This window comes from Butyricimonas faecalis (assembly GCF_003991565.1).
Classification (GTDB): Bacteria; Bacteroidota; Bacteroidia; order Bacteroidales; family Marinifilaceae; genus Butyricimonas; species Butyricimonas faecalis.
Window position 1 is genome coordinate 2,966,497 of the sequence record NZ_CP032819.1, and the last position, 25,777, is coordinate 2,992,273.

The window sequence follows — 25,777 nt, forward strand, 5'->3', positions numbered from 1 at the left end:
ATGGGAATCAATATCAAGCTTAACGGAATCCAACACAAGAATCTGGAAACGCTTAAAAATAGCGTTGATCCCGACATCAGCTCTTTCCTGCAAGAATGGTATGATTCCCATGACCACGTCATCGGACACACGTCCGGCTCCACGGGAATCCCGAAAGAGATTCGTTTGCTTAAAAAAGACATGATTGCCTCGGCACGCCTCACGAACGAATTTTTCAATATCCGCCCATCCTCCAACTTACTACTTTGCCTGTCCCCGAAGTACATCGCGGGGAAAATGATGATCGTCCGAACGATTCTTTCCGGAGCAAACCTGATCACAGTAAAACCCAGTTCTTCCCCTTTACAAAACATAACGGAAGACATCGATTTTGCAGCATTGGTGCCCATGCAAGTTGCAACAAGCCTATCCTCCCCGGATACGGCCACAAAACTAGCCCGCGTTAAACAAATCATTATCGGAGGGGCCGCCGTATCCCCGACACTGGAACAACAACTTCAACAAATCCCAGCCGCCTGTTACGGGACCTACGGCATGACAGAAACCGTATCACACATTGCCCTCCGGCAAATAAACGGAGAGGGAAGCTCCCCTTACTACTTTGCCCTGGGAAAGGTCACGTTTGAAAAAGACGAAAGAGAATGCCTGATCATCCACGCCCCACACTTACAACAGCAAACCTTTGTCACGAACGACATCATTCAACTCGCCGACACCACCCACTTCGAATGGCTAGGACGCTATGACAACGTGATTAACTCCGGTGGTATCAAATTATTTCCCGAGAAAATAGAATCCCGCATTGCCCCCCTCATACCCCAACGTTTCTTCATCACCTCCGAACCCGATTCCCGTCTGGGACAAAAAGCAGTCTTGGTCATAGAATCCGCATCTTGGAGCTCAACCGAATGCCAAAAACTACTTGGCCAATTAAGATCATGCCTATCTCCTTACGAAATTCCCAAGGAGATATATTTCCAAGAACATTTCAATGAAACCTATTCCGGCAAAATCATTCGAAAAATAGAATAAACTTAGCTACTTACATTTACTTTTCATCATTCTTGCGTAAGCATCCATCTAATAATAGCTTTATATTGGTCTTTTATTCCTATTATCTTTTAAATCCATAGCTTTGACCGTTGCTTCTGCTACATCTTAAATCGAAAATCCATAATCAATATTCTTTTATTAATTCGCTCACTTTATTTATTACCCGATATTTCAAACTTTCAAACTGTTTAAAATGCTCCTCTCCACAATGGATTTTCAGTCTTTCACTTGGATGTAGTTTATCCAAGTCGACAACAGAGGTTCCAGTGTCTTTGGTCTCTGCAACAAAATAGACTCGTTTGTTATCTTCAAACACCACTGCCCAATCGGGATTGTAGCTACCTATTGGTGTAGGAATTTTAAACCAATCCGGTAATTTGAAGTAGAATTTGACTTGGTCGCTTGTCTCACAATCACGAGCAAAAGTATTCTCTACAGAAGAATCCAATGGTACATATTCATCATAAATAGTCTTATCCGAATCAGAAACTTTAAACGTGAAGTCATTCAGGTAGATCTCAAGTTCTTGTTCTTCAAATAGTCGCATTTCATAGGCGGAATCACCAATTTTGTAATACTCTATACCTTCAATCATCAATTCCTGTAATACACGTTTGATTTTATCTACAACCTGATCCATGAAAAATTGTGGATTGACCGCCAAATCATCAAGACGCTCAGATTTAACAAGGATATGCATTATCGTTGAGCGAGTCAGTTCGGTTCGATTTTGAATATAACCCAATACATCAGGTATTAGGCAATCGGAAGAATAGATAGATATTTTATCACCTTTATATTGGGCACTAATACCTTTATCCGAGATCACAACCTCCGTTTTCACAGAACGAATGGCAGGCGCACTGATACAAGGCATCTTTTTGATTTCCTTACTTACTTTTTCAACAAGCGTATTGGTATCGTAATTTACACGATACGTAGTCTTTGCTTTCAACTTTTCCCATATTGCAAGAAACAATGGGTCAGCTTCAAATCCTTTTTTATATTTAACTGACACCCTGTTACGTTTTGGCTTGATACGTCCACTAAAGTCAACGCCACAATCTTCTTGCAACTCATTTTGAAGTGCCTTTGCAAAATCGTTATAAGATTCGTTGGCAACTACGGTCAGACGGTTTATATTCCTGTCATAGCAACGCACGCCATCTTGATTAACCGCTAGTCGAAGTCCACGACCAATCTCTTGGCGTTTCTTTATTTCCGATTTAGTTTCATTAAGTGTACAGATCTGAAAAACATTTGGATTATCCCAACCTTCCCGTAATGCCGTATGCGAAAAAATGAAACGAAGTGGATTATTCATATCTAGCAATGTCTCTTTATCTTTCATGATCAAGTTGTAAGTATCGGCATCGGCTTGTGTTTCACCTGACGTGTCTTTTACCCGTCCTTTTTTATCTTGTGAAAAGTAGCCGTTATGGATTTTATCTGAATATTTACTTAATGATTGATACGTAGACTTATGTATCAATTCATTATATATTTCTTTAAACCATACGGCAAACTTTCCGTCGACAACATTTCCTTGTGCATCATAGCTCCGATAGTTTGCCACTCGGTCGACAAAAAAAAGGGACAAGACTTTTATACCCTGTCTATTCAACTTTAACTCTTTACGCAGATGCTCTTCAACAGTACGTCGAATCTGAAACTTCATAATCTCGTCATTCAAGTCATTTTTCCGTTGTCCCTGATAGAGAATATCACCATTTGAAAATATGATACAGCCATTTGCTGCATCGATTTCTTCTACAATATACCCGTTACGATAAACTTCCCTGCCATTGGAAAGTACATACAAATCACTACCAGAACGGACTGTGACAGATTTCTTTTTTACTCCACCTTTGTCGTTTATATCAATGGAGACTTTTGCCGTAATTTTTGTCTTAGAGGCAGTTATAGACTCCAATGCGACGTAAATCCCATTCAGAGAATTTTCTTCCAAAACCGAATCGACCTCAATCTGCTTCACCAATCCCAAATCATAAGCTTTAATGGGATTTAGGCTATAAATCAGATTATAACGATTACGATGTGTCGCCGAATAACGTAGCGTGCAGAGTGGATTAAGGTTCGAGATAGCTGCAGCACGTTTTTCTGACTCCATGTTCTGCGGTTCATCTACAATCACAATAGGCTGAACGGATTGGACAAATTTGATAGGTTCTTGTCCATTCAATTTGTCATTAGGCTTATTGATCACATTCTCATCTTTTGCAAAAGAATCAATATTGATAACCAGCACCTCAATATTGTCGCCAGTTGCAAATCCTCTTAATTGAGAAATCTTATTGCGGTCATAAACATAAAACCGAACGGGAGTATTGTCATAGAGTGTTTGAAAATGCTCGTACGTGATTTTTAGATTCTTCAAAACCCCCTCACGAATAGGTACTGACGGAACCACAATTACAAACTTCTTGAATCCATACTTTTTGTTTAACTCATAGATTGTGCGCAAATAAACGTATGTTTTTCCAGTACCTGTTTCCATTTCGACCGAGAAATGCATATTTTCAAGCGTAATGGAACATGGAATATTATTCTGTTGCTGCACTTTTTGCAAGTTGGCAAGTATTTGTTCTTTAGATAAAACCAATCTATTTCCGATTCCTGCTGTTAAATCAAGCACTCCGTTCTCATTCAGACTATATTGACAACCTGATTCTTCCGACATTTGTCCCTCAAAGAGATTGACGGCCGCTTGTATAGCTTCTTGTTGATAGACCAAATTAGATTCAAAAGTTAGCTTCATTGGATATTCTTTGAAAAGTCAAACATTAGATGATATAAAACTAATTCATCTCCGGAACAATGAGTGTGTTTTGATACATAGGAATAAGAATATCCATCAGCGAAATTCTCATATTGCATTTGCTGTATTGCATTTGCATTAACTGACTGTCCTTGGGCATCAGTAAAATTTGTATTCAACATAGAATTTATATTATTCACAATATCCTTTTGTGTATTCACCGGTTCTACAAGAAAACCGAACATTGCACTACAACCAAAATACGAAGAATAATATCCGGTAGAAAACCTGCATATTCCATTCTTTACATATTCTGCATTCAACCCTGTTGTTCCTTTAGGATTAGTTGTATTTAACCTTTTACACTCAATAATATAATAGGCTCTATCGTTCACATATTCATTTTTAGTTGGGAGAATACGAATATCAACTCTCCCTGTGTTTTCTACTGTTTCCTTATCAAACTTCAAATTCCTTAATTCGTTTTTTACTTTAAAGTCAAAATCTTGTAAATATTTCAGAAACTCATCCCTAATCAGGTTCTCATCGTTTACTAAACTAATGCCGGAGTTCAATATTGTATTATACACGATAATACATTTTGTTAGGACAAACTCCAAATATAAATCTTTTCGAGTTTGCGAATAATTGAAAGAAGATGCATCTAATATGTTTAACATTGTCCGCCCCTCCCTGTTTTTAACATTGCATCATCAAATTCATTAACATCTAAATACGCTACGGCCTTATACCATAAACGTTTTTCATTTGGTTTGAAAATATAAAAGTATTCCTTTTCAAATCCCCGAACATCCTTTTGCACAAATAATGCATCAGTCAACTTATTGGATGCTAACGCTATAATAGTAGACAATAAGTTCTTATTATCAGAAGTAAAAACGATATCATCAATGAACATACTTTCGTCAATTACTTTAAAATACATTCCTATAACTTGACTGGAATATAGAATTTCAACCGTAAAACGTTTCCCGTTCCTATTAAAACTATTAGCAAAACGATCTATATATACTTGGGCATATTCTTTTAACATCGTATCTTGGGTATTCAGAGCTTTAAATAATTGATCGTTAAGCATAAGTTCCTTCCTTTTTTCAATACCGACATCGTTTATGTGAATTATAGTACGACTGACGTTTAACGCATAGTCAACAATATCATCATCAGCTGTTGTCAAATTTAACATGTCTTTAATCTTATTGTTATAAGCATTTGATTCATCTACTATCTTTTTATCAATATCATATAATTCATTTGCATTCAAAAGCATACTTTCCTTTTTTTGATCACGCAACCTATATAACCCTTCCATTGTTTCATAATAATCCTTATTAAGTTCGACATAGGGAAGACTTAGTATCTCACCTCCTTTTGCATTTCCACGTTCTATGCCAATAGAAGAAAAAGTTTGAATAGATAAATACGATAAAATGTCAGATGAAAAAATACATCCAATATTCTTTAAAATATTCGTATCTTCAATTCTATACGCTTTAATTGATAATAAAGACTTCTTAAAAATCGCATTTTTATATGAAATAGCGGATCTTAAAATGAGTTTTTCCGTATCAAGGCCATGACGGCACAGAAGCATTGGTGCATAAAAAATATCTTTCTTAGTATTTCTAATCCTCCCTAATCTATCTTTTTGGAAGGGAGTTACTTTTTGAGGATTTATAAAAAAGTTTTCCACTGCATAGACATCAATAAAATCCATGCCTTTCAATCTAGAAGCGTCATATTTTGCTTTCTTTTCACTAAATGTAATGCCTGTTGCTGATATAAATCTGTCTCTATCATTAATAATGTTTTTTATTGAAGGTTTTTCTCTCAGCCGTTTTATTAAATTGAAATCTAGATAAGAACCATAAACAAGCACTTTCCAAAGCCAATCGTATTTTTTCAGCCGATCTTGCTGCACTTCTTGGATATCACTACTGCATACAGAAAAAACCTTAAACATCGAAAAAAAACGACTAGGCTTCAATGCAATATGAGTAATAATATTATTATTCGTATCATCTCCGTTGGCATATTTATAAAACAATACACATGCAGGAGCTATTGCTTTGTCATTGGATTTGTCAAAAACCTCTTTTCTAACAACTGCTAACTCAAATACTTTCTTGATATGAAATTCTTCTAACAGATACCGACGAAATGAACTCTCTCTATCTTTAGAATTAGAATTATATAGAGATGTACTATGAATGACTAATGCCACCTCTGTGTTTTTTGTACAGAAATCACTCGTTCTAAAAACAAAATATTCCGCTAATTCGTTATTATTGATTTGTATACAATATTTTTTACCTCTTTCTTTTTTCTTTCTTTCTTTGATATATTTTCGCACAACTCTATCCCCACCTGCCCCTTTCCAAGGAGGATTACCAATTATGTAGTCAAAATGAATCTTTTTATCCTCCAAGGCTTTCAAATCCTTATTATCCAAATCAAAAGTATCACTACAAACAAAGTTCGTCCCTATCAAATTAGGAAATTTAAATTTTCTAATATCAGCAGGTTTTTGATAATCAAGTAACGTTAGATAAACAGAGAAGATAGCGACTTGTATTGCGCTCGGATCTTTGTCTATGCCAAAAATATTATCTTGAGCAATACTCTTTAATGCTTGTCTGAAATCATCAGTATTAGTATCTTCTATTTCATTGACTTCTATGTACTTCTCTATGATTTTCCGTAATGATTCAACTAAAAATATTCCGGATCCACAAGCTGGATCTAAAACTTTACAATTGTAATTACTTGATTCTTTTAGTTTCTTTCCTATAGTTTCAGATATGATATAATCAACTAAAAAAGTAGGTGTATAATAAGCACCTCCATCTTCTTGATTTTCTTTCCCTATAAATTTCTCATACATATTACTAATAAACTCTATAGGGAGAATAGAAAAATCATACATATCAAATAAAGATTGTTGCCCTGTCGAGATTTCTTCACTCCGTAACAATCTAATAAGAATATCCAAGGCATCTTGGTCTATTGTACTAAACTCACTCTCACTTATGCGAAACAGATCTCCATTAAAACCTGTATCTTTATTTTCTATATGTCGTATAAAAGCGACAAAATCATCTCTATTGCTTAAACAATTACATAAATCTTCATTATCCCATAGTTCTTTCTCTTGATAATTAAGCCTAACATGACGATCTATAAGATATCTGAAAAAAATTACTTTACCCAATAAGGCATTTGCCGTTGTTTGTGTTAAGCCTTTTTCCTTCAAGCGTTTCTGTACAGCTTCAATATTCTCCAATAAACGATAATCCACCCTATTTTTATGGTTTATATCATCATTATACTTCTCCCATGTTTTACCGGTTACTAATTCAAAATAGGTAAAATCATTTAAAGTTTCATTTCCGCCTAACCTCTTTAATAATTGTTTATTCTCATCAATAGCAAAACCATTGAATATTTCAACAACATTGTTTTCAAGAATAATAGCGATTGGGGATTCATTGAAGTTCCAGATAGCTTGATGTAGAGCCATTCTATCTTGAGGATCTTTAAAAAACAGAATAAGAGGCTTGTTGTCGAAACAGAAGAAAGCATCTAAAGTTCTTAATAATTCATTTTCTTCCAGCAAATGACAAACTCGACTTGGAAGCACTACCTTTTTCTTCCAGTTCTTATCTGATAGCCGAATAAGGCAATCATCAGTGAATGAAAGTTTATCATATATTTCTTGTAAATCCATCTATATTTCCTCCTTATATCGTTTTGAATTCCACTCCTATATCCTTCATTTGTAGAACAGTATTAGTTTTTAACTGGTCATTACCTTCAAACAAGCGGTCGAGGGCAATTACTTTGTTAGGATGTTCAACAAGGATGGAATCTATCACCTCTTGGGTGGCTGACTCCAACATCAGAATCAAGTCTTTGCCATTTATGGTGTAATAGCCTTTTTTATGCTCTATGACACTATTCAAGTCTTTGCCACTTTTCAATAACAACTCATAGACCATATTGTCGATTGTAGCATTTTCTGTAATCGGGTCAAGGAAATTTAGTATTTGTTGCTGCCATTCTTCTTTGTTGGAACCTTGAATGTCTCTCCATTGTTTGAAATTGCTATCAGAGAGTTTAAATACCTTGAAGCCGAGATCGGGCATTACCACAGTTTGATCCTCTCCAAAAGATAATTGTCCTTTCTGTTTAGTTTGTTCTATCTCAATTCCTTTGCGAATTTTAGCTCCTGCACGACGGATTCGTTCTTTGGATATTTCAGCAATGGTTTTGTAGCCTGCTCTATAGGCTTCACTACTTTCTTCGCATAGCTCATCCATTTGCACGCATATATATTTTCGGTTTTTACCATCTTTATTCAAAAACATTACAGCATGGGCTGTTGGTGCACTTCCCGCAAAAAAATCCAACACGATGTCACCATCATCAACATTGCATATATTAATTAAATGAGCCACCAAAGTAATTGGCTTAGGTGTTTCAAATACGGCAATACCATCAAATAGATTAACTAACTCTCTTTTGGCTGAATCGTTTGTACCAACAGAATCAGCTGTTAATAGTGTCTCTGGCGTTAATCCTTGTTTCCCCTCATGCAAGAATTTTTTTATTCTTGGAACTCCATTACCATCTGAGCCAAACCAAATTCTTTTGTCATTAATTGCTTCTTGCATTTTTACCAATGTATATCGCCAACAAGAACCGGAAGGAGGTAGAAGTTCTTTTCCTGCAGGTGTAACTAATGTGTAGAATTGTTTCTTTGTCCCGTGGCCTGCTTGAGCGATAGCGGGTACAGAAGTCCAAAGGCCGCGAGGATCATTATCAGGATTTTTATATCTCCCTTTTGCTTCTTCGTTCATTGGTAGTAGACCAATTCTTCCTTCACTGCTTTTGGTATAACATAAGACATATTCACATCGATTTGAAATAGCTTTACGATTTTCTCTTGTGATACGTTTTTCCCAAATAAACTGTGCTACAAAATTTTCCTCCCCAAATATCTCATTCATCAACAGTCGAAGATTATGCACCTCATTATCGTCAATTGAAATAAATATCACTCCATCCTCACGTAGTAGACTTTTTGCAAGATAAAGACGCGGCATCATCATGTTCAGCCAATTGCTATGATACTGTCCATTCTCTTTGACATTCTTGTGAAACATTCCGTCATGTGTCATATAGCCTTCTTCATTCTTATCTCCTACTCGACGTAAATATTCCTCTTTGCTTTCAGAAAACTTGTCCGGATAGATGAATGAGTCACTACCTGTATTATATGGAGGATCGATATAAATCATCTTCACTTTACCGAAATAACTCTTCTGGAGGACTTTCAGCACCTCCATGTTTTCGCCCTCAATAAAGATATTTTGAGTATTATCAAAATCAACAGATTCCTCACGGCAGGGCACAAGAGTGGCCTTTGATGGTTGTTGCATCACTCTGAAAGCTTCGCTCTTCCCTGCCCAGTTCAACACATAGCGTTCATTAGTAAAATTTACATTTTCGCCTAATGCAACTTTCAACTTTTCCCAATCAATATACCCCTCATCAAATACTTCAGGCATAAGTAATCGCAAAGCTTCCAACCGTTCTTTTTGTGGAGTTTGAGAATTTCCATCCATATATTTAATATATAATTTATCCAATTTAACAAGCGAAGATAGCGATAAATCTTAATAAGGTTGACATTATCTTCTCATTATTTCGATTTTGACGATAGTTTATTTTAATCACCCGACTTCAGAGGCAATTACTCCTTGCATAGGTAAGCCTCCAAATGAAGGATTAAAACTTAGCTTGATCACCAGAAAGCCAGGCGAAATAATCCTTCCATTTTTTTGTTTTTCGCCAGTACAGTTCTACATAGCAGAGTTTCTCTGATTGATGGGTTCTGTCTGCTCTCTTATAATACTTAGCATATCTATTTAGCTGGCAGGTTCTAATTGTTATATTTTTATTTGCTGTTTAGAGGTCCCATTTATTTGGAGATAGGCGTTATAAACCAAACACTTCGCTTCATCTATTTCCTGTATATCCCTGTGGTGCCCGTTGGTAGTATCTGATTTATTTGTTGTATTTCTAATACTTGGTATTTCTGTTAATATTCACTTTCAAATCTCATCGAGTCGATAATTACTCCTGCACAAACGTACAAATCAGCATATTGAAAGCTGTCCTATCCCCCTTAATTTACATCCTTCTTTCTGTACATTGTCTTTAGTCTCATTTTTATTTTATATCTTTGCACCCGTTTAAACAAACGTTTGCAATGGATTACAAAGAAGTCATCGACAACATATACAACGAGGTAAAACCCTTTTTCGGGAAAGGCCGTGTCGCCGACTACATACCGGCGTTAGCTAACATTAACCCCAAACAATACGGGATTGCCATAGCCACTCTTGACGGCCAAATCGTTGGCACGGGAGATTACCAAACCAAATTTTCCATCCAAAGTATTTCGAAAGTATTCACGCTCGCCATGGTCGTTCGCCACATGGGGGGTGACCTGTGGAAATACGTGGGTCGGGAACCTTCCGGCACCCCATTCAACTCGCTGGTTCAATTGGAACACGAACAGGGTATCCCGCGCAACCCGTTTATCAACGCCGGGGCTCTCGTGGTTACGGATAAAGTGATGAACCTTTACCACCGACCCAAAGAAGCCATCCTGCAATTCGTGAGAAGCGTGGCCGGAAACGATGACATTTACTATGACAAAATGGTGGCCCAATCCGAATTTGAACACGCTAGCCGGAATCAAGCCTTGGGACATTTCATGAAAAGTTTCGGCAACATCGATAACGACGTGGACTCGCTGATCGACGTGTACTGCAATCAATGCAGCATCGCCATGACGTGCGAAGACCTCGCAAAATCATTCCTGTTCCTAGCCAACCACGGGACCAACCCACACAACAACGAGAATATTCTCACCGTAAGCCGTTCGAAACGTCTCAGCGCTCTTATGCTGACCTGCGGTTTCTATGACGAGTCCGGGGAGTTCGCTTTCCGCGTGGGAATGCCGGGAAAAAGCGGCGTGGGAGGAGGCGTGGTAGCCATCATCCCGGGCAAACTTAGCATTGCCGTGTGGAGCCCCGAGCTGAACGAACACGGGAATTCATACATGGGTATAGAAACTCTTGAACGTTTCACGACAAATATCGGAATTTCTATTTTTTAATAAGATCGCATTCCTCATGGATGTATCACTATATTGATTAACTTTGAAAAGTTATTCAATACGGACAATCATGCATTAAACCCAACGATCATGAGGAAAATTATCTTATTACAAATACTACTCGTACTCTTTGCCTGTCAAAAAGACAAAGCAATGGAAGGACAGGAAATACAAATCCCACTTGAATGTAACACCTCCGAGGGATTCTCCATAAACCACCTGCACCTGTTCGCCATTGATCGGGACAATCGTATTGCCCGCCACGAAACATTTACATCATCGGACATCCATAACAACACGTTTCATGCCCTTCTCCCATTGGGGCGGTACAGGTTAGCCCTCGTGGCCAACGCTCCCGAGGGAAACATGGTTATCCCCAAAACCGGAGAAGCACTTGAAAGCCTGTTCCTTTGCCTGCCACATAAAGAACATACGAATCCGGAAGCCAACGACATCTCCACGGCCTTGCAAAGTATCAGCATCACGGAAAATAAAAATACCCTCCCCTCGATCCGGCTCTTCCCGAGAACCGGGGTATTACAATTTTCTCTTCACGCGATTCCCGGTGAAATATCCAATCTAAACTTGGAGTTGTCTTTCGTCCCGTCCTCGGTCAGCTTCGCGGGATCGAACACCAACACATTTGGCACGATCACGAAACCCGTGGATCATCAAGGAAAAGCAATGATTCGAACCTTCCCGACCCAAAAAGGAGAAGCCACACTTTCTATCACCTACGATGAAGGAAACAAGTCAAAGCGAAGAATCATTCCTTTCTCCGCGGCTATCGACACGAATCAAATCATTCGCGTAGATTGCAACTTCCCGGAGCTAATTGAAGGCGGGATACAGGGGAACGGGAAAAACCTGCTCCGGAATGGAGATTTCGAAGAATGGAGTAACCCGGCACAAGAACCCGATAATTGGCACTTCTATAAAGACGGAAAGGACAGCGTTGCACTCAAGATCACGGGGCCCCAGGCTCATTCCGGTCAATCCGTTTACCTGCAAGGCAAAACTTACCTGTACCAAGATATAGAAATTGAAGCGGGTAAACGTTATGAAATAAAAATGCATGTAAACGCCCCTTCCACCTCTTTCCCGTGGAAATATTATTGTTATTGGCGTAAAACCAAAAGTACGGCACTCCCGGCAGAACACAACAAACCGATACAAGCCCCAAGTTACTTGAAACAAACGAATGGTTGGATCAACGTGTTCAACGGTAAATCATTCACCGCACCGGAAGGAGCAAAACTTCTACGGGTAGAAATTCGTACCTATGGCAAAGAAATCACACCCGACGAGGGAATATATATTGACGATTTCAGCGTAGAACTCGCGGAATGAAACTCATTCTCAACACAAAATCGCTGAATTCCTTTTTTGTTTTAAGGAGAAAAACTAAATTCGCGTTTCAAATTGTAATATAAATAAGATTCACATTATATGGGAAGAGCGTTCGAATACCGTAAAGCACGGAAGCTAAAGAGATGGGGCAACATGGCCCGTACGTTTACCAGAATAGGAAAAGAGATTGATATCGCCGTAAAAGCCGGAGGTCCGGACCCAGCGAATAATACTCGTTTACGTATACTTATCCAAAACGCCAAGGCAGAAAACATGCCGAAAGAAAACGTCGAAAGAGCTATCAAACGCGCCGTTTCAAAAGACACTTCCGACTACAAGGAGATCGTTTACGAGGGATATGGTCCTTTCGGTATCGCCATCGTGGTAGAAACCGCAACCGACAACAACACCCGTACCGTTGCCAATGTACGTCACTGCTTCAATAAATATGGCGGTTCTTTAGGAACAACCGGAAGCTTGGACTTCTTGTTCGACCGGAAATGCGTGTTCAAAATTAACCGTCCGGAGAATTTCGACCTGGAAGAATTCGAATTGGAAATGATTGATTACGGTGCCGACGAAATTTTCGAGGATGACGAGAACCACGTGATCATCTACGGTTCTTTCGAAGCGTTCGGAACAATCCAAAAATATTTGGAAGACAACCACTATGAAATGGTAAGTGGAGAATTCGAACGTATTCCTCTTGATACAAAAGAGTTAACCGACGAACAAAGAGAAACCGTGGACAAACTGCTGGAAAAATTGGAAGAAGATGATGACGTAACCAACGTTTATCACAACATTAAAGAATAATTTTCTTGCAGATTAAAAAATATTGTTGCATATTTGCACCCGCAAAACGGTTAAAACCGCTTGCAACAAGGAAGACTTCGTAGCTCAGCTGGTAGAGCAATTGACTCTTAATCAATGGGCCGTGGGTTCGAGTCCCACCGAGGTCACCGAAGATAAACCACTTACTTTCGTAAGTGGTTTTCTTTTTTGGGTAAAACCGGCTCACCTGAAAAAGTAGGTGGAGCAGCCCTGGTTTTTAGTAAAAAAAATAATATTTGTCACCATTTTGTCACATATATATTTGTAACTTTGTGTGACAAAATCAAAAATCGCAGTTTCTATGACTAATAAAAAACTATTCTCACTTTTCACAGTCATTTTTGTTTTCGTCACGACACTGAATGTTTCAGCCCAAAAAGACAAAAACGATGACGAAAACAATGGCAAAGGCAAAATCGAGGCAAAAATATGGTTTAAAGACGGACGCATCTACGAGGGCCTCATGCCAAAACACTGGCTCACATACAAACAGACATTCCTTAATCCGGGCCATAGTTTTCACATAGTTTCGCCTAACGACCCGTCGAAGACCGTCAAATGCGAGGCCGCAGACGTTGACTCTATTCTGATTACTGCGAGCACCCACGATGATTTTGCAGTGGGTGACTTTTATCTGCCTGTCGCTGGAATCTCATTCAAGAAAGGTAAATACAAAATGATACGCCGTGTCTACAACGGTCGCAACATCGACTTCTGCAAGATGCCTTATATCGGCAACTGTAAAGTCGGTATAATGAACTTAGACCAGCGCATCGAGATGTGGTGGATCAGGATGAAAACCGATGGCGAACTTTATATGTTTTACAGCAACCCGATTCAGGCAGGATGCCACAAGCCAGAGTTCTTTGCCAAAGATATCGCTGAGGATTTCAAGGAAATAAATCCTGCACTGAGCGAGGCTATAATGGAGCGTTTCTACCCAAAAGATAAAAAGGCCCGCAAGGAACTCGCCAAAGAAGTGTTGGACAATCCGCAGATCTTTGTCGGGTTTGTCGATGACTTCCTAACCAAGCATCCGTCGAAATGAGATTCGGACGGCTGATAACCGCATTTTTATCGTTTCTCGCCGTCGCCTGCTCAAGCGATGGCGAGGACATACCGCCCACTCCCGAGCCTGACACTATAATGCTCGATTCGAATCTTTTCACCGTCGATGCCAAGGGTGGCGACGCGCATATCACATTCAGAGCCAACAAGGACTGGACGATACGTTATGCCGACGACCGGCAAGCCGTATTCGGCACATTGGATGCCGAGAAAGGCGATGCCGACGACCATTGCCGCATCGTCTTTACCATGCACCCCAACACATCGACCGACAGACGCAATGTAGTCTTTAACCTCACAGCGGGGCATGCGGCGGCACAGGTCACGGTTTCCCAAGAGGGACTCGGCATTGAGTTGCCAACGGAAGAAGAGGTGCGCACTTACCTTATGCGTCTTTACAACGACAACGACGGTCCGAACTGGCGTTTCAATCACAACTGGGGTTCAAACCTGCCTATCAATCGTTGGAACGGAGTCCTTTATGAAAATGGGCGTCTCGATCTACGCCTCGGCGAATTAGGAGTCAAGGGTAAGGTAGACCTATCGGGCTGTAGGGCACTCGTGGAACTTCACGCCTCCAAGAACGAGATTACCGAAGTCGATCTATCCGATTGTTCGATGCTTGAAGAGGTCTATCTGATAAACAACAAAATTTCCAAAATCAAGGTCGACGGCTGTCTATCGCTCCGCAAACTCGATGTCGGTTACAACGAGATTGAGAACCTTTCCGTGGGATGGTGCACAACCCTCGACGTGCTTAGTTTCGAGTATAACCGATTGGAATCAATCGACCTCAGCCGTTGTGTGGAACTGCAGGAAATCGATTGTGCCGTCAACCAAATGAAAAGCCTCGTCATCCCTCACCGACAGAAACTGCGCAGTGTATTCTGCTACGAGAACTCCATCAAAGAACTTGATCTGAGCGGTGCCCCTTACCTTAGCATAATCAGTTGTTTCAATAACGACATGAAGAACCTCACGTTTGACAACAACGGACGCTTGTATATTTTTTGGTGTTTCGGCAACCGCATCGGTGGCGAAATCCCTGAATGGATGGACAAAATATCGCAATTCGAGCACGATGCGCGCTACGAATACCCTGACGACGGCTCTACGCCCTACATTGACGACGGTTCTGGCTGGTGGTATCCCGGCGAACCCGCCTCCGGCCACCATGCGAGATAAAAGCAGATCGCAGAGCTATAACATCCAATATCGACAAAAAATGGCCTTTTGTGTAGAGTTCGGCGGCATCCGACTAGTCGCTGAACAGATTCTTCTTCAAGGAGGAGACCATCTGATGTCATTGAAAGGCAACCAGCCTATACTCATGGATTTGACTGAGAGCATCTTCAATCGCACAGTCCCGATGTCGACCTACATAACCGAGGAAAAAAGTCACGGCAGGTTGGAAAAAAGGACCTGTTCCATTTTTGATACTGCACTTCTGGAACAGGAAGGCATGTATGAGCAATGGACCGGGCTGAAACGTATCATAAAGATGGACCGCGAGCATACACAAGACGATATCCGTTCGCACAAAAAAAACAGTGCTGTCAATTTATCGGCAATGCGCAAATATGCACTGGAAATGCTCAAGAAACAGGATGACAAACTAAGCCTTAAACGCTGACGCAAAAAATGCTCGTGGAATATCGACTATATCACCAAAGTCTTTAAAGATAGTTAAATCTCATGCGTCAGCCCTGAAGTAGAGTAACACTACAGACAATTTATTGAATAGATTATTGCTTTTTCACTCTTGTTTTCTCTTTCTTTTCTCTCTTTTTTCGTCCTTTCTCCTCAGCCTCCTTTATCATTTTTTCATTCCTTATTCTTACTTGGGGATGCAAATCCATGTATTCTTCAATTGTATCCGTTTCCACGTAAGGAGAAGGCAGAAAATCAGCTATCGAACATTTGAAAATTTTAGCGAGTTCATTCAGTTGATTCAAATTATATTTCGCCGTATATTTGGGATTCTCTGCACAAAACACGTAAGTAGGGCTTAATCTCAATTCCATACAGAGTTTTCTTTGGCTCATTTTCGCAGCTATTCTATATTCTTTAACTTTATTGATAACATAAAGTTCTATTTCCGTATTCTTAATCTTTCCTTTATTTTCCTGCTTTGTTGTCATTTCGAAAAAAAATTTAATTGATCAACCACGTTTTTGTCTATTCCGGAAATCGTAGATTCAATTAGAACATGCAGTTGAAAAATCGAATAGGAAAAGACAGCATTATTTCTTTATCTCATTTTTATATCAAACTTATTCTTTTATTCTGACTACCATTCCGGTTTCTGATCATATTTTTTTCTTTGTTTTGGATGCTTTTCCCAGTACTCTTCAATGCAATCTGTTTTTAGATATTGAGGAGGGAAAAGGCTGGCAATAGGCACATCAAAATATTTGGCAATTTCATTAATGTGGTTTAAATTATATTTTTCCTCTCGCTTTAATCTTTCTGCATGCCCAACAAAAGAACTATCTAATTTTAGCTCTAATGACAATTTTTCTTGACTCAGATTTGCAGCTTTTCTCAACTCTTTTACCTTATTAATCACGTATAGCTCGATCTCGGTTTTGGTTGTTCTGTTTTCAGTTTCTGTTGTTATCATTTTGAAAAAAATTAATAGTAAAGGAAAGATTTTTATTAAAACATTTGCAGGGGTTATTACCCTGTATTATCTTTGTACTATTAACATCGTGAAATTTCTTAATACTGACTACATTGTCATATAAGCTCAAGAGGTCATATAAAATCCTTGGAAATTGAATACATTTGATAGAACTATAAATTATAAACTAAATCAAGAAACTATGGAAAAATTATATTTGAAAAGGAGGTGTGTCAAAATTCCATATTCAACCTCCCTCCCCTCTTTCGGGGTACTCCCTCTATAAACAGAAGGAGGAGTTTTATGCGAAAAATGTGTTTTGACACACTATCAACGGATATTTGTTTACCGGAAGAAATACAGAAAGGATGTCCCCCAATGGGGCATAAACCGGAAAAATAAAAACGGGAGAGTATTCAAAGTTTCTCAAGCCACGAATACATCTTCCCGTCGCTAATTCAAATTAATTAACAATCAAAAGTATGAAAAAAAATCCACAAACGAAAGTGAGGCAAAAAAGAGTACTCGCATCAGTGAAAACGAAATCACCCCGAAGACGAAGGGAATGGGGACTTATCGTATTACCATTCTTGTGTTGTTTACCCCTGCTGTCGAATGCTCATTTTGCAAAGCATCACACGGGAATAAACGAACTTTCCAGATCAGAAAATCCAGGGAATGATACACCACAAGCAACCACCGTCATTCGGGGAGTCGTGAAAGACAAAGAGGGGACTCCTTTACCGGGGGTTACGATTTTGATAAAAGGTTCAACAGTCGGAGTATCCACGGATGTGAAAGGAGAATACGCAATGAACGTGGAGAAACGGGATTCCCTAATCCTGTCATTCTCGTTCGTGGGGATGAAGACGAAAGAGGTAAAATGGACCGGCCAACAAACATTGAATATCGTGCTGGAAGAAGATGTGAGCGAAGTTGAGGAAGTGGTGGTTATCGGGTACGGAACAACAACCAAAAAGGATTTGACAGGATCGGTGGCAAGTTTTGATTCTCGCATTATTGAAGAGTCAACGGCAACAAGCGTGGCTCACATGATGCAAGGACAAATTCCCGGACTGAGTATTTTAGCCGGAGACGGATCGCCCGGTAGTCCTGCACGGTTGGAAATTCGAGGAGTTCCTTCTTTAAGCGGGGCCACCTCTCCCCTAATCGTGGTTGATAACGTCCCCATGACAAGTGATTTCGACATCAACGAGTTGAATCCCGATGACATCCAAAGTATTGACATTTTAAAAGGAGCTTCTTCCGCGGCGATATACGGTTCGAGAGCCGCCGCCGGGGTCATCATGATTATGACGAAAGGAGGGAAACGTAATCAAAAACCGGTGATCAATTATAGCTATGATTACAGTATAACAAGCCTCGTTTCCGATGTAAACACGTTGACCACGGACGAGTTCAAAATGCTGGTCATGGAAGCCGTCCGCAATGGAGCAAAAGCAGAAGGATATGACGACATTACCCAATATTCCAAATACTCTACATTTGCCGCATCGGATTTCTTTGGAGAGGCAAATACCCCATGGATGAAATATATCATGCGGGATGGTTCCAAACAGCAACACAAAGTTTCCATTCGAGGGGGTGGAAGTTCATTCGGATATAACGCCTCTTTAGGTTACACGGATGAGTTGGGACAAGTAAAAGGGACAAATTACGAGAGATACACGTATGATATCGGTTTCAATGCAGATATCAACAAATGGATTAAAGCCTCCGTGAAAGTTTCCGGAACCCTGTCTGACCGGTTAAGCAATAGTGCAGGCATATCCTCTGCAGCAAAAGCCCGTCCTGATATAAAAGCTTACAATGACGACGGATCTCTATATTTACATTCATACCTTTATTCCGGACGTACCTATTATGTAGTGAATCCGATCATAGAAATGGAAGAAAACACCACGGAAAGCGAAGATCACAATGTAAGACTCACAGGGAATCTGGAGTTTCGAATTTTGCCCGAATTGACCTTGGTGACCCAATACACGTATCAAACTCGAAAAGGGGAACGCTACGCATACCAGTCCAGCCGTACACAGGCCGGCAGTGGCTACTGGGGAGACCAGAAAGGTTCCGGAAGAAAGACGCATAGTAAGACTGACAGTAAAGAATTTGAGGCTCGATTGTCATATGTAAAGAGCTTCGGAGAACAACACAAACTGACAGCCGTTCTGGCAGGGAACTACAATGATGAAGAGTCGGAATACTACTCCTTGTCGATGACCGATTTCCCGGACGACTACGTGCAGAATGCCATATGGCAAGGAGCTAACCCGTACAAGTACGGGGCGGTGTCTGGGAGTGCCAGCGGGTCGGTACTATTATCTTTCGTGGGAAGGATCGAGTATAAATTCATGGATCGCTATTTACTGACCGGGACAATACGTTCGGACGGTTCCTCCAAGTTCTCCCCGAAATACAGATGGGGAACTTTCCCGTCATTTGCCGCGGCGTGGATCGTTTCCGAAGAGAATTTCTTGAAAAATTCCCACTGGCTATCTTTCTTGAAAATCCGTGCCGGATGGGGAAAAACAGGTAATGGTTGGGTTGGTGAATACGGATGGAGAACCCTGTATTCTTCTACCGATTACCAGAATATGCCGGCAACAATACCGAGCCAAATCGGGAATAATGAATTAAAATGGGAGTCGACCCAACAATATGACCTAGGATTAGATTTCAGCTTTTTGAAGAACCAAAGAATAAGAGGTTCTTTAGGCTTCTACAAGAAAACCACGAAAGGTCTGTTATATCCTTTCACCATGGCTTTGAGCACCGGAATGGAGTCGACCAGCGTGAATTTCGCTAACATCGAGAACAAGGGGGTAGAGTTTGACATCTCTACCACAATCATCCAGAACAAAAATTGGAACTGGTCTCTCGGCTTCAATATCGGGAAAAACAAAAACAAAATTACCGGACTTGACGCAGAATATATCTCTTCCCCCGGACAAACCTACCTAAGCAACACGGTTATCCGAGAAGGAGAGTCGCTGGGATTGATCTACGGATTTGAAACGGACGGGGTGTTCCGTTCCCAAGCAGAAATTGATTACTATGAATCCCTAAACCCGGATTATCAATACCAAGAACAGTATTCTTACCGAAAGACCATTCCCGGAGACTTGAAGTTTGTTGATCAAGATGGTGACGGTCGAGTAAATAAAGTGTACGGGAACCATGAAGACAAAATCGTGCTAGGATGCTCCCGCCCCGATTTTGAAGGAGGATTCAACACCCGTTTAAGCTGGAAAGGGCTCACCCTAAGCGTGCAGGGGACATTCAGTTACGGGGCACAAAAAGCATGGACAGCAGAGGCCAACCAATTCTGTTTTGCCTCCACGGGAACGGCAAACGTGCTGGACGTTGCTCTGAAACGCTGGACTCCGGAAAATCCAACTAGCAATTACCCATGCGTGCGCTTGGATTTCTACAACAATGATTTCACCGACTTCTCGGTGTATAATGCCTCGTATCTCAAAATACAAAATGTAAACTTAGAGTACAGGTTTCCCAAACATATCGTGGAGAAAACAAAGATATTCGAAAATATCAGCATTTTCGCTTCCGCAAATAACGTATGTACTTTCACGTCTTACCCCGGCCCTTCGCCCGAATCGTGGAGCAGTGATGCCATTCGAGGAGCCTCAATCGACACGGAAGCTTATCCCAAGACCAGAACATTCAATTTCGGAGTGAAAGTAACCATTAAATGATTATAATTATGAACAAGATATTTTTATATAGCCTATTGTTTCTTCTTTCAATAACAGGATGTGACAGCATGTTCGATGACGAACTTCCCCCTCATGATCTGGTCGGGGAAAATGCGATCACGAACGAGACCTCCGCAGAAACAGCGTTAAATGGCATCTTCTCGAATTTACAGGGATACGGAACGATGAGCGCATATTACATCTGTGACAACGAGTACCGCACGGGACTGTTAAACGGAACTTACCGGGGTACATTCGAAACGGACGGTTTGTTAGGTTTCAAATTGACCGAAGAATATTCATACGTTGCCGATCCTTGGAAATTAGCTTACAAAATGGTAAACGCCGCGAATAATTTCATCTATTACGTGGAAAAATTATCCGAAAGCCTATTCGGAGAGAACCGGAAAACAGAAATGCTGGCAGAAGCCAAATTCGCCCGTGCGTTCGGACACGCATTCCTACTAAGGAAATACGGATACTTCTGGGATATAAACAGTCCTCTCGGCCCGATCATTCGTCTGGAACCTTCATCCATCTCGAATAATAGCATGGGACGTAGTTCCGTGAAAGAGAGTTATGAAAAAATATTCGAAGACCTGGATTACGCGATACAGTACGGTCCCCGTTTTTATTCCAAATACCGTTCCTGCGCGACAACTGCCAAAGCTTTTAAAGCAGATATCTTAATGAATCGAGGAGAAGAAGGAGACTACACGGAAGCAATACGATTGGCAAATGAAGTGATTGCCAGTGATGAATTCGGATTGGAAGACAAATATGAAGATATTTTTAACAAGGGGTACTCTTCAAAAGAATTGATGTTCACACGACACATCAAGACACCGCCTACAATGGATGATAACGTGGGTAGCTTGTTCAAGATGTTCGGTGGTGCAACCTATAAACCGACAGAGATGTATTTCGAAATTCTGACCCCAGACGATAAACGTTACGAAGCTACTTTCGATTCCGTGATGCTCGGTAACGGAACGGCAGCACGAAAAACACAGGTGTGGAAGAAACATTACGTCACATCCGGCGATTGCCCGATGTATTATATGCGCGTGGCCCAGATGTACTTGATCAAGGCTGAGGCAATGGCTCGCACGAATGCCACTATAAAGGACTGTCTGGACGTGCTGAATGTTCTACGCCTTCGTTCCGGTAACACGACTTTTGATGTAGCCGATTACAGTACCCTGTCAGACGTGCTGGAAGAGGTTTTCCGGGAGAACGTACGGGAAATCGGGATGGAAAACGGAGCTATATTCTATCTCTCCGTGAGATATACCGAAGGAAACCGCCGAAAATTAAAAGATATGAACCCGAATTTTGAGAATGACGACCAACTGTGTTTCCCCATTCCCAAAGCCGAATTGGAACATAATTTCGTAGTAGAGCAAAAACCTTTATAATACCAGACCATATGATGAAAATGAATATATTGAAAAACGGATTCCAAGCATTAATTATTGTATCATTGATGGCTGCCTGTTCACTCGGTGAGGTGCTGGAACCTTCCGATGGAGTGAATATGGCGTTAATGGAAACAGTCGACACCGTCGTCGCCATACCGGGAGACACGATAAGTTTCAAATTTATAGCGTCAACCAACGGGGCAACTTTACGTCGTATTGAAATCGTGGAAAAAAGCCATAATTTCAATGAATTGAAGGACTCCATCCGATTCGCATTAGTGGATGAAACACTGGAACTGACGGTGGACGAAGAGGGGTATTTATCTCGTCCCGTCTCGACTGTGATGATGATTTATCCCGTTATCGTACCTAACGACAAAGCCATCGTGGGAGAAGTACTTAGCATGACTTTCAAAGCGCATAATGACAAGGGGAAATCCGGAAGTATAAAATCCTCATTCAAGATCGTGAACTATATTCGAAACACGAGTTGGTTATGGCTGTACAAACTTGCCGGAAAAATACAAGGAAGTATGTTTTTTAATCCCGCAAAATACAAGGTCTATTCAAACAGCAGTTTCGGAACTCATAAAGATGAAATAGACGTGGCGGCTTACACGGCAAACGACGGGAAGCACTACTTCCTGAATCCGGCCGACAAGGAAACGCAAACCCTGTTCGTGACAGATGGCATGGAGTATGACGCCTCAACCATGAGAACTACAAAATTCATTTCATTGGATCATGTCAATTTTGACCTTGCCGGAGATACGGAGCTGGAACAGATGGACTTCTCGAAAGCCGTGAATAAAATCGAAGTGATCACCGGAAGCGTCGTCGGTTTCGAGAACCAAGATGGGCGACGGGGAATAATGAACGTGAAAATATCATCGTCCATCTACCCGACGATCCAATGCAAATTTCAAGCGGTAGCTAAAAAACAATAATGGTTTAAATGAAAAGAAGGGAAACTGTTTAACAAGTCTATTTTTAACGACTACCTCCCCTAACCCCTCCTTACACAGGAGGGGGAACCTCTTGGCAATCACCCCTCCCCCTATGCAAGAGGGAATTGGAGGGGGTAGTTTGTTGATGTCGGATAAGACCTGTTAGACAGTCTCTCTTTTTTGTACAATTCCCTTCAAATCTCGAAAAACTTCAACAGTTTATATAAACACCACTCGTACGTGTTCAAAATTCGTATAAACAGCCTGTTTTAAATCCGAAAATAGCCACAATCGATTGTCACACATGATAAAATTGTTTTTTATGCGATTTCTTGTCGATTAATCGACTTATTTGTGATATTTTATATAATTTTGTGACGATAATTGTTTCTCTTGCAAAGAGAGTTGTTTAAAAGTTTGATTTATGCATGTCGAAAGATATTGTATAATATTGATTTTCTTGCTGTTTTACACGAACATAGCACGTTCGCAAAAGCAACGCACGGAAATTAGCATTAATTTCCGCACGAACAGCATAGTGATTGATTCCACCTACTCTGATAACGCCGCCCGTATGCGGGGAATCATAACAACCCTGCAGAATATCAAGCAGGATAGTACGGTAAACATCGTTGAGGTTTCTTTCTGCGGGGCTGCCTCCCCGGAAGGCAGTTACGAGCTTAACCGCAAACTGGCACGAGGACGTCTCACGTCTCTCGAAAAATTTGTACGCCGAGATATCAACATACCCGACAGCATCATCACCCGAAACGACAGCTATATTCCTTGGGACTACTTGAAATCACAGGTAGAAAATTCAGACCTGCAAAACAAAGATGAGATAATCTTCATACTGGAAGAAGAGGCCCGATTAGTAGATTACCATCATACGGGGACGAACATTGACAACCGTATTGTCAAACTGAAACAACTGGATAACGGCAAAGTATGGCAACAGATGAACAAACTCTTTTTCGGGCAGATGCGGAACGCTTACGTGGTAATTATCACTTACAAAAAAAAGATGTCGCCCGTTCAAGAACCGGGGAACCTACCCGACACGACGATTGTCGAACCAGAACCGGTCGTTGATATCGTAGAAGTCGTGCCCGACACCGTAATGACAGTGGAACCCATCACTCCCGAAGCGGAGGAATGGACGCATCACCTGCATTTGAAAACCAACGCGCTTGGTTGGGGACTGGCTACCGCCAATGTTGCCGTCGAAGTGGACTTGGCAAAGCATTGGTCGTTCACGTTCCCCGTCTATTACTCGACATGGAACTATTTCAAATCCAGCATCAAATTTCGCACATTCGCTATTCAGCCGGAGTTCCGTTACTGGCTGTCGATGCATAACGACGGCCTCTTTGCCGGAGCACATCTCGGATTGATGTATTACAACTTCGCCATCAACGGCGATTACCGTTATCAAGACCATAACCGCAGAAGCCCTGCCATCGGTGGCGGTGTGAGCGTCGGTTATCGCCTGCCTATCAGCAGGAACAACCGCTGGCGGATGGAGTTCTCGCTCGGAGCCGGTGTGTATTCGCTACATTACGACAAATTCCACAACACCCCGCGCACGAAAGACGGACTGTTGGTGGAGAGCGTGAAGAAAACCTACTGGGGTATCGACCAGGCGGCGGTGTCGTTCTCGTACGCGTTTGATCTGAAAAGGAAAGGAGGCAGATAATGAGAAAATTGTTATACCATATATGGATGCCGTTGGTATTTCTGATTGCTTGTAACGTACACGAATGGCCCGACACACCCGAAAATGTTACGTTCCGTTTGAAGTTGAGCTATGAAAAAAACATGACCGTATGGGAACACCTATACGATGGCACGGGTGTAACCGAGCAGGGATTAGGCGACACGTACGACAACAGCCGGGAACTCGGCAAAATACGCTACATCATACGTGCCTATCCCGTTTCGGAAAAACAACGCGCCACGCGGGAATACTCGCGGGAGTTCGTGATCACAAAAGACATCACGGAGGGTTACGACCACGAGGTAATGCTTGACCTCACTCCGGGCGACTATCATATCATGGTATGGTCGGATTTATTGGAAGATGAAAATAAATACCCGCACCACGCTGCCGACGACTTTGCCGGCATCACGCTTCAAGGCGACCATGAGGGAAACAACGATTACCTTGACGGTTTTCGTGGAACAGGCCAAATCTCCTTGGTTGCAGATATCGCGGAAGATATTCCTAATACGCTTGAAATCCCGATGCAACGTCCGCTTGCCAAATTCGAGGTCATCACAAACGATCTCGCGGAATTCATCGAAAAAGAGGTTTCCCGTACCACAGCAAAAAGTAACGGTACGAAATCCGTACCGGAGAACCCGGCTTCGAGGGTGAATCTCGAAGACTATAGAATCGTGTTCCACTATGTCGGTTTCATGCCCGACACATACAGTATGTTCACGGACAAGCCGGTGGATTCCTCCACGGGGGTGACGTTCTCATCGGCTTTGAAGGTATTGAACAACAGGGAAGCTTCCCTGGGATTCGACTATGTATTCGTGAACGGCAAAGAATCAGCGGTAACCATACAGATCGGGATTCTCGATAAGGAAGGCACGCAACTCTCCCTTACCCAACCGATAGAGGTGCCGTTAAAAAGAAACCACCACACCATTCTGCGGGGTAAGTTTCTGATGTCGGAAGCCTCGGGAGGCGTGATCATCAATCCAGACTTCGACGGGGATTATAACTTGGTTTTTCCATAATAAAAAT

At 41.2% G+C, this 25,777-nt stretch carries 18 protein-coding genes and 1 tRNA gene; 13 read left to right on the plus strand and 6 right to left on the minus strand.

Annotated elements, in window-relative coordinates; genetic code table 11:
- On the plus strand, positions 1–1,032 hold the full coding sequence (locus tag D8S85_RS12750) for an AMP-binding protein (protein ID WP_106480998.1): 1,032 nt from the start codon (positions 1–3) through the stop codon (positions 1,030–1,032).
- A 145-nt stretch (positions 1,033–1,177) separates the two neighbouring features.
- Here D8S85_RS12750 and D8S85_RS12755 read toward each other — a convergent pair whose 3' ends face one another.
- The 4 genes from D8S85_RS12755 to D8S85_RS12770 form a co-directional block, all read right to left on the minus strand.
- On the minus strand, positions 1,178–3,832 hold the full coding sequence (locus tag D8S85_RS12755) for a restriction endonuclease (RefSeq protein ID WP_127075182.1): 2,655 nt from the start codon (positions 3,830–3,832) through the stop codon (positions 1,178–1,180).
- Positions 3,829–4,422 (minus strand): hypothetical protein, encoded by a 594-nt coding sequence (locus D8S85_RS12760; protein WP_127075184.1) that lies wholly within the window; start codon positions 4,420–4,422, stop codon positions 3,829–3,831. The genes D8S85_RS12755 and D8S85_RS12760 overlap by 4 nt, the downstream gene beginning before the upstream one ends.
- 83 nt (positions 4,423–4,505) lie before the next feature.
- Complete coding sequence (locus D8S85_RS12765; RefSeq protein ID WP_106481001.1) at positions 4,506–7,580, minus strand: N-6 DNA methylase; 3,075 nt, start codon at positions 7,578–7,580, stop codon at positions 4,506–4,508.
- A 13-nt stretch (positions 7,581–7,593) separates the two neighbouring features.
- On the minus strand, positions 7,594–9,480 hold the full coding sequence (locus tag D8S85_RS12770) for a site-specific DNA-methyltransferase (protein ID WP_106481002.1): 1,887 nt from the start codon (positions 9,478–9,480) through the stop codon (positions 7,594–7,596).
- A gap of 647 nt (positions 9,481–10,127) precedes the next feature.
- Between D8S85_RS12770 and D8S85_RS12775 the strand changes: the two genes are divergently transcribed.
- The 7 genes from D8S85_RS12775 to D8S85_RS12805 all read left to right on the plus strand — a co-directional run bounded on the left by D8S85_RS12775 (position 10,128) and on the right by D8S85_RS12805 (position 15,927).
- Entirely contained in the window at positions 10,128–11,042 is a 915-nt protein-coding gene (locus tag D8S85_RS12775; RefSeq protein WP_106481003.1) for a glutaminase, read from the plus strand.
- Between the two features lie 90 nt (positions 11,043–11,132).
- On the plus strand, positions 11,133–12,392 hold the full coding sequence (locus D8S85_RS12780) for a FimB/Mfa2 family fimbrial subunit (RefSeq protein WP_127075186.1): 1,260 nt from the start codon (positions 11,133–11,135) through the stop codon (positions 12,390–12,392).
- 99 nt (positions 12,393–12,491) lie between these two features.
- On the plus strand, positions 12,492–13,208 hold the full coding sequence (locus tag D8S85_RS12785) for a YebC/PmpR family DNA-binding transcriptional regulator (protein ID WP_106481005.1): 717 nt from the start codon (positions 12,492–12,494) through the stop codon (positions 13,206–13,208).
- A 73-nt stretch (positions 13,209–13,281) separates the two neighbouring features.
- Positions 13,282–13,354, plus strand: a tRNA-Lys gene (locus D8S85_RS12790).
- 173 nt (positions 13,355–13,527) lie between these two features.
- On the plus strand, positions 13,528–14,274 hold the full coding sequence (locus D8S85_RS12795) for a hypothetical protein (RefSeq protein WP_106481006.1): 747 nt from the start codon (positions 13,528–13,530) through the stop codon (positions 14,272–14,274).
- 392 nt (positions 14,275–14,666) lie between these two features.
- Positions 14,667–15,479, plus strand: coding sequence for a leucine-rich repeat domain-containing protein (locus D8S85_RS12800; RefSeq protein WP_127075188.1), 813 nt, complete (start codon positions 14,667–14,669; stop codon positions 15,477–15,479).
- Positions 15,480–15,519: 40 nt separating this feature from the next.
- Entirely contained in the window at positions 15,520–15,927 is a 408-nt protein-coding gene (locus tag D8S85_RS12805; protein ID WP_127075190.1) for a hypothetical protein, read from the plus strand.
- A 112-nt stretch (positions 15,928–16,039) separates the two neighbouring features.
- Here the strand turns inward: D8S85_RS12805 and D8S85_RS12810 are convergent, their stop codons facing one another.
- Together D8S85_RS12810 and D8S85_RS21660 are read right to left on the minus strand one after the other, a co-directional pair.
- The gene (locus D8S85_RS12810; RefSeq protein ID WP_106481009.1) at positions 16,040–16,435 is read right to left on the minus strand and encodes a helix-turn-helix domain-containing protein; all 396 of its coding nucleotides are present in this window, start codon (positions 16,433–16,435) and stop codon (positions 16,040–16,042) included.
- A 149-nt stretch (positions 16,436–16,584) separates the two neighbouring features.
- Positions 16,585–16,917 carry a helix-turn-helix domain-containing protein gene (locus D8S85_RS21660; protein WP_181951158.1) on the minus strand — a complete coding sequence of 111 codons (333 nt, stop codon included), beginning with the start codon at positions 16,915–16,917 and terminating at the stop codon, positions 16,585–16,587.
- 482 nt (positions 16,918–17,399) lie between these two features.
- Here D8S85_RS21660 and D8S85_RS12820 point away from each other — a divergent pair, with 482 nt between their 5' ends.
- From D8S85_RS12820 to D8S85_RS12840, 5 genes are all read left to right on the plus strand, one after another.
- The gene (locus tag D8S85_RS12820) at positions 17,400–20,654 is read left to right on the plus strand and encodes a SusC/RagA family TonB-linked outer membrane protein (RefSeq protein WP_106481010.1); all 3,255 of its coding nucleotides are present in this window, start codon (positions 17,400–17,402) and stop codon (positions 20,652–20,654) included.
- Positions 20,655–20,662: 8 nt separating this feature from the next.
- Entirely contained in the window at positions 20,663–22,072 is a 1,410-nt protein-coding gene (locus D8S85_RS12825; RefSeq protein ID WP_158641575.1) for a RagB/SusD family nutrient uptake outer membrane protein, read from the plus strand.
- A gap of 11 nt (positions 22,073–22,083) precedes the next feature.
- On the plus strand, positions 22,084–23,022 hold the full coding sequence (locus D8S85_RS12830; RefSeq protein WP_106481012.1) for a hypothetical protein: 939 nt from the start codon (positions 22,084–22,086) through the stop codon (positions 23,020–23,022).
- 424 nt (positions 23,023–23,446) lie between these two features.
- Entirely contained in the window at positions 23,447–24,718 is a 1,272-nt protein-coding gene (locus tag D8S85_RS12835) for a DUF3575 domain-containing protein (protein ID WP_106481013.1), read from the plus strand.
- Positions 24,718–25,770 carry a DUF6562 domain-containing protein gene (locus D8S85_RS12840; RefSeq protein WP_106481014.1) on the plus strand — a complete coding sequence of 351 codons (1,053 nt, stop codon included), beginning with the start codon at positions 24,718–24,720 and terminating at the stop codon, positions 25,768–25,770. Before D8S85_RS12835 ends, D8S85_RS12840 begins: the two co-directional genes overlap by 1 nt.
- Positions 25,771–25,777 lie beyond the last annotated feature (7 nt).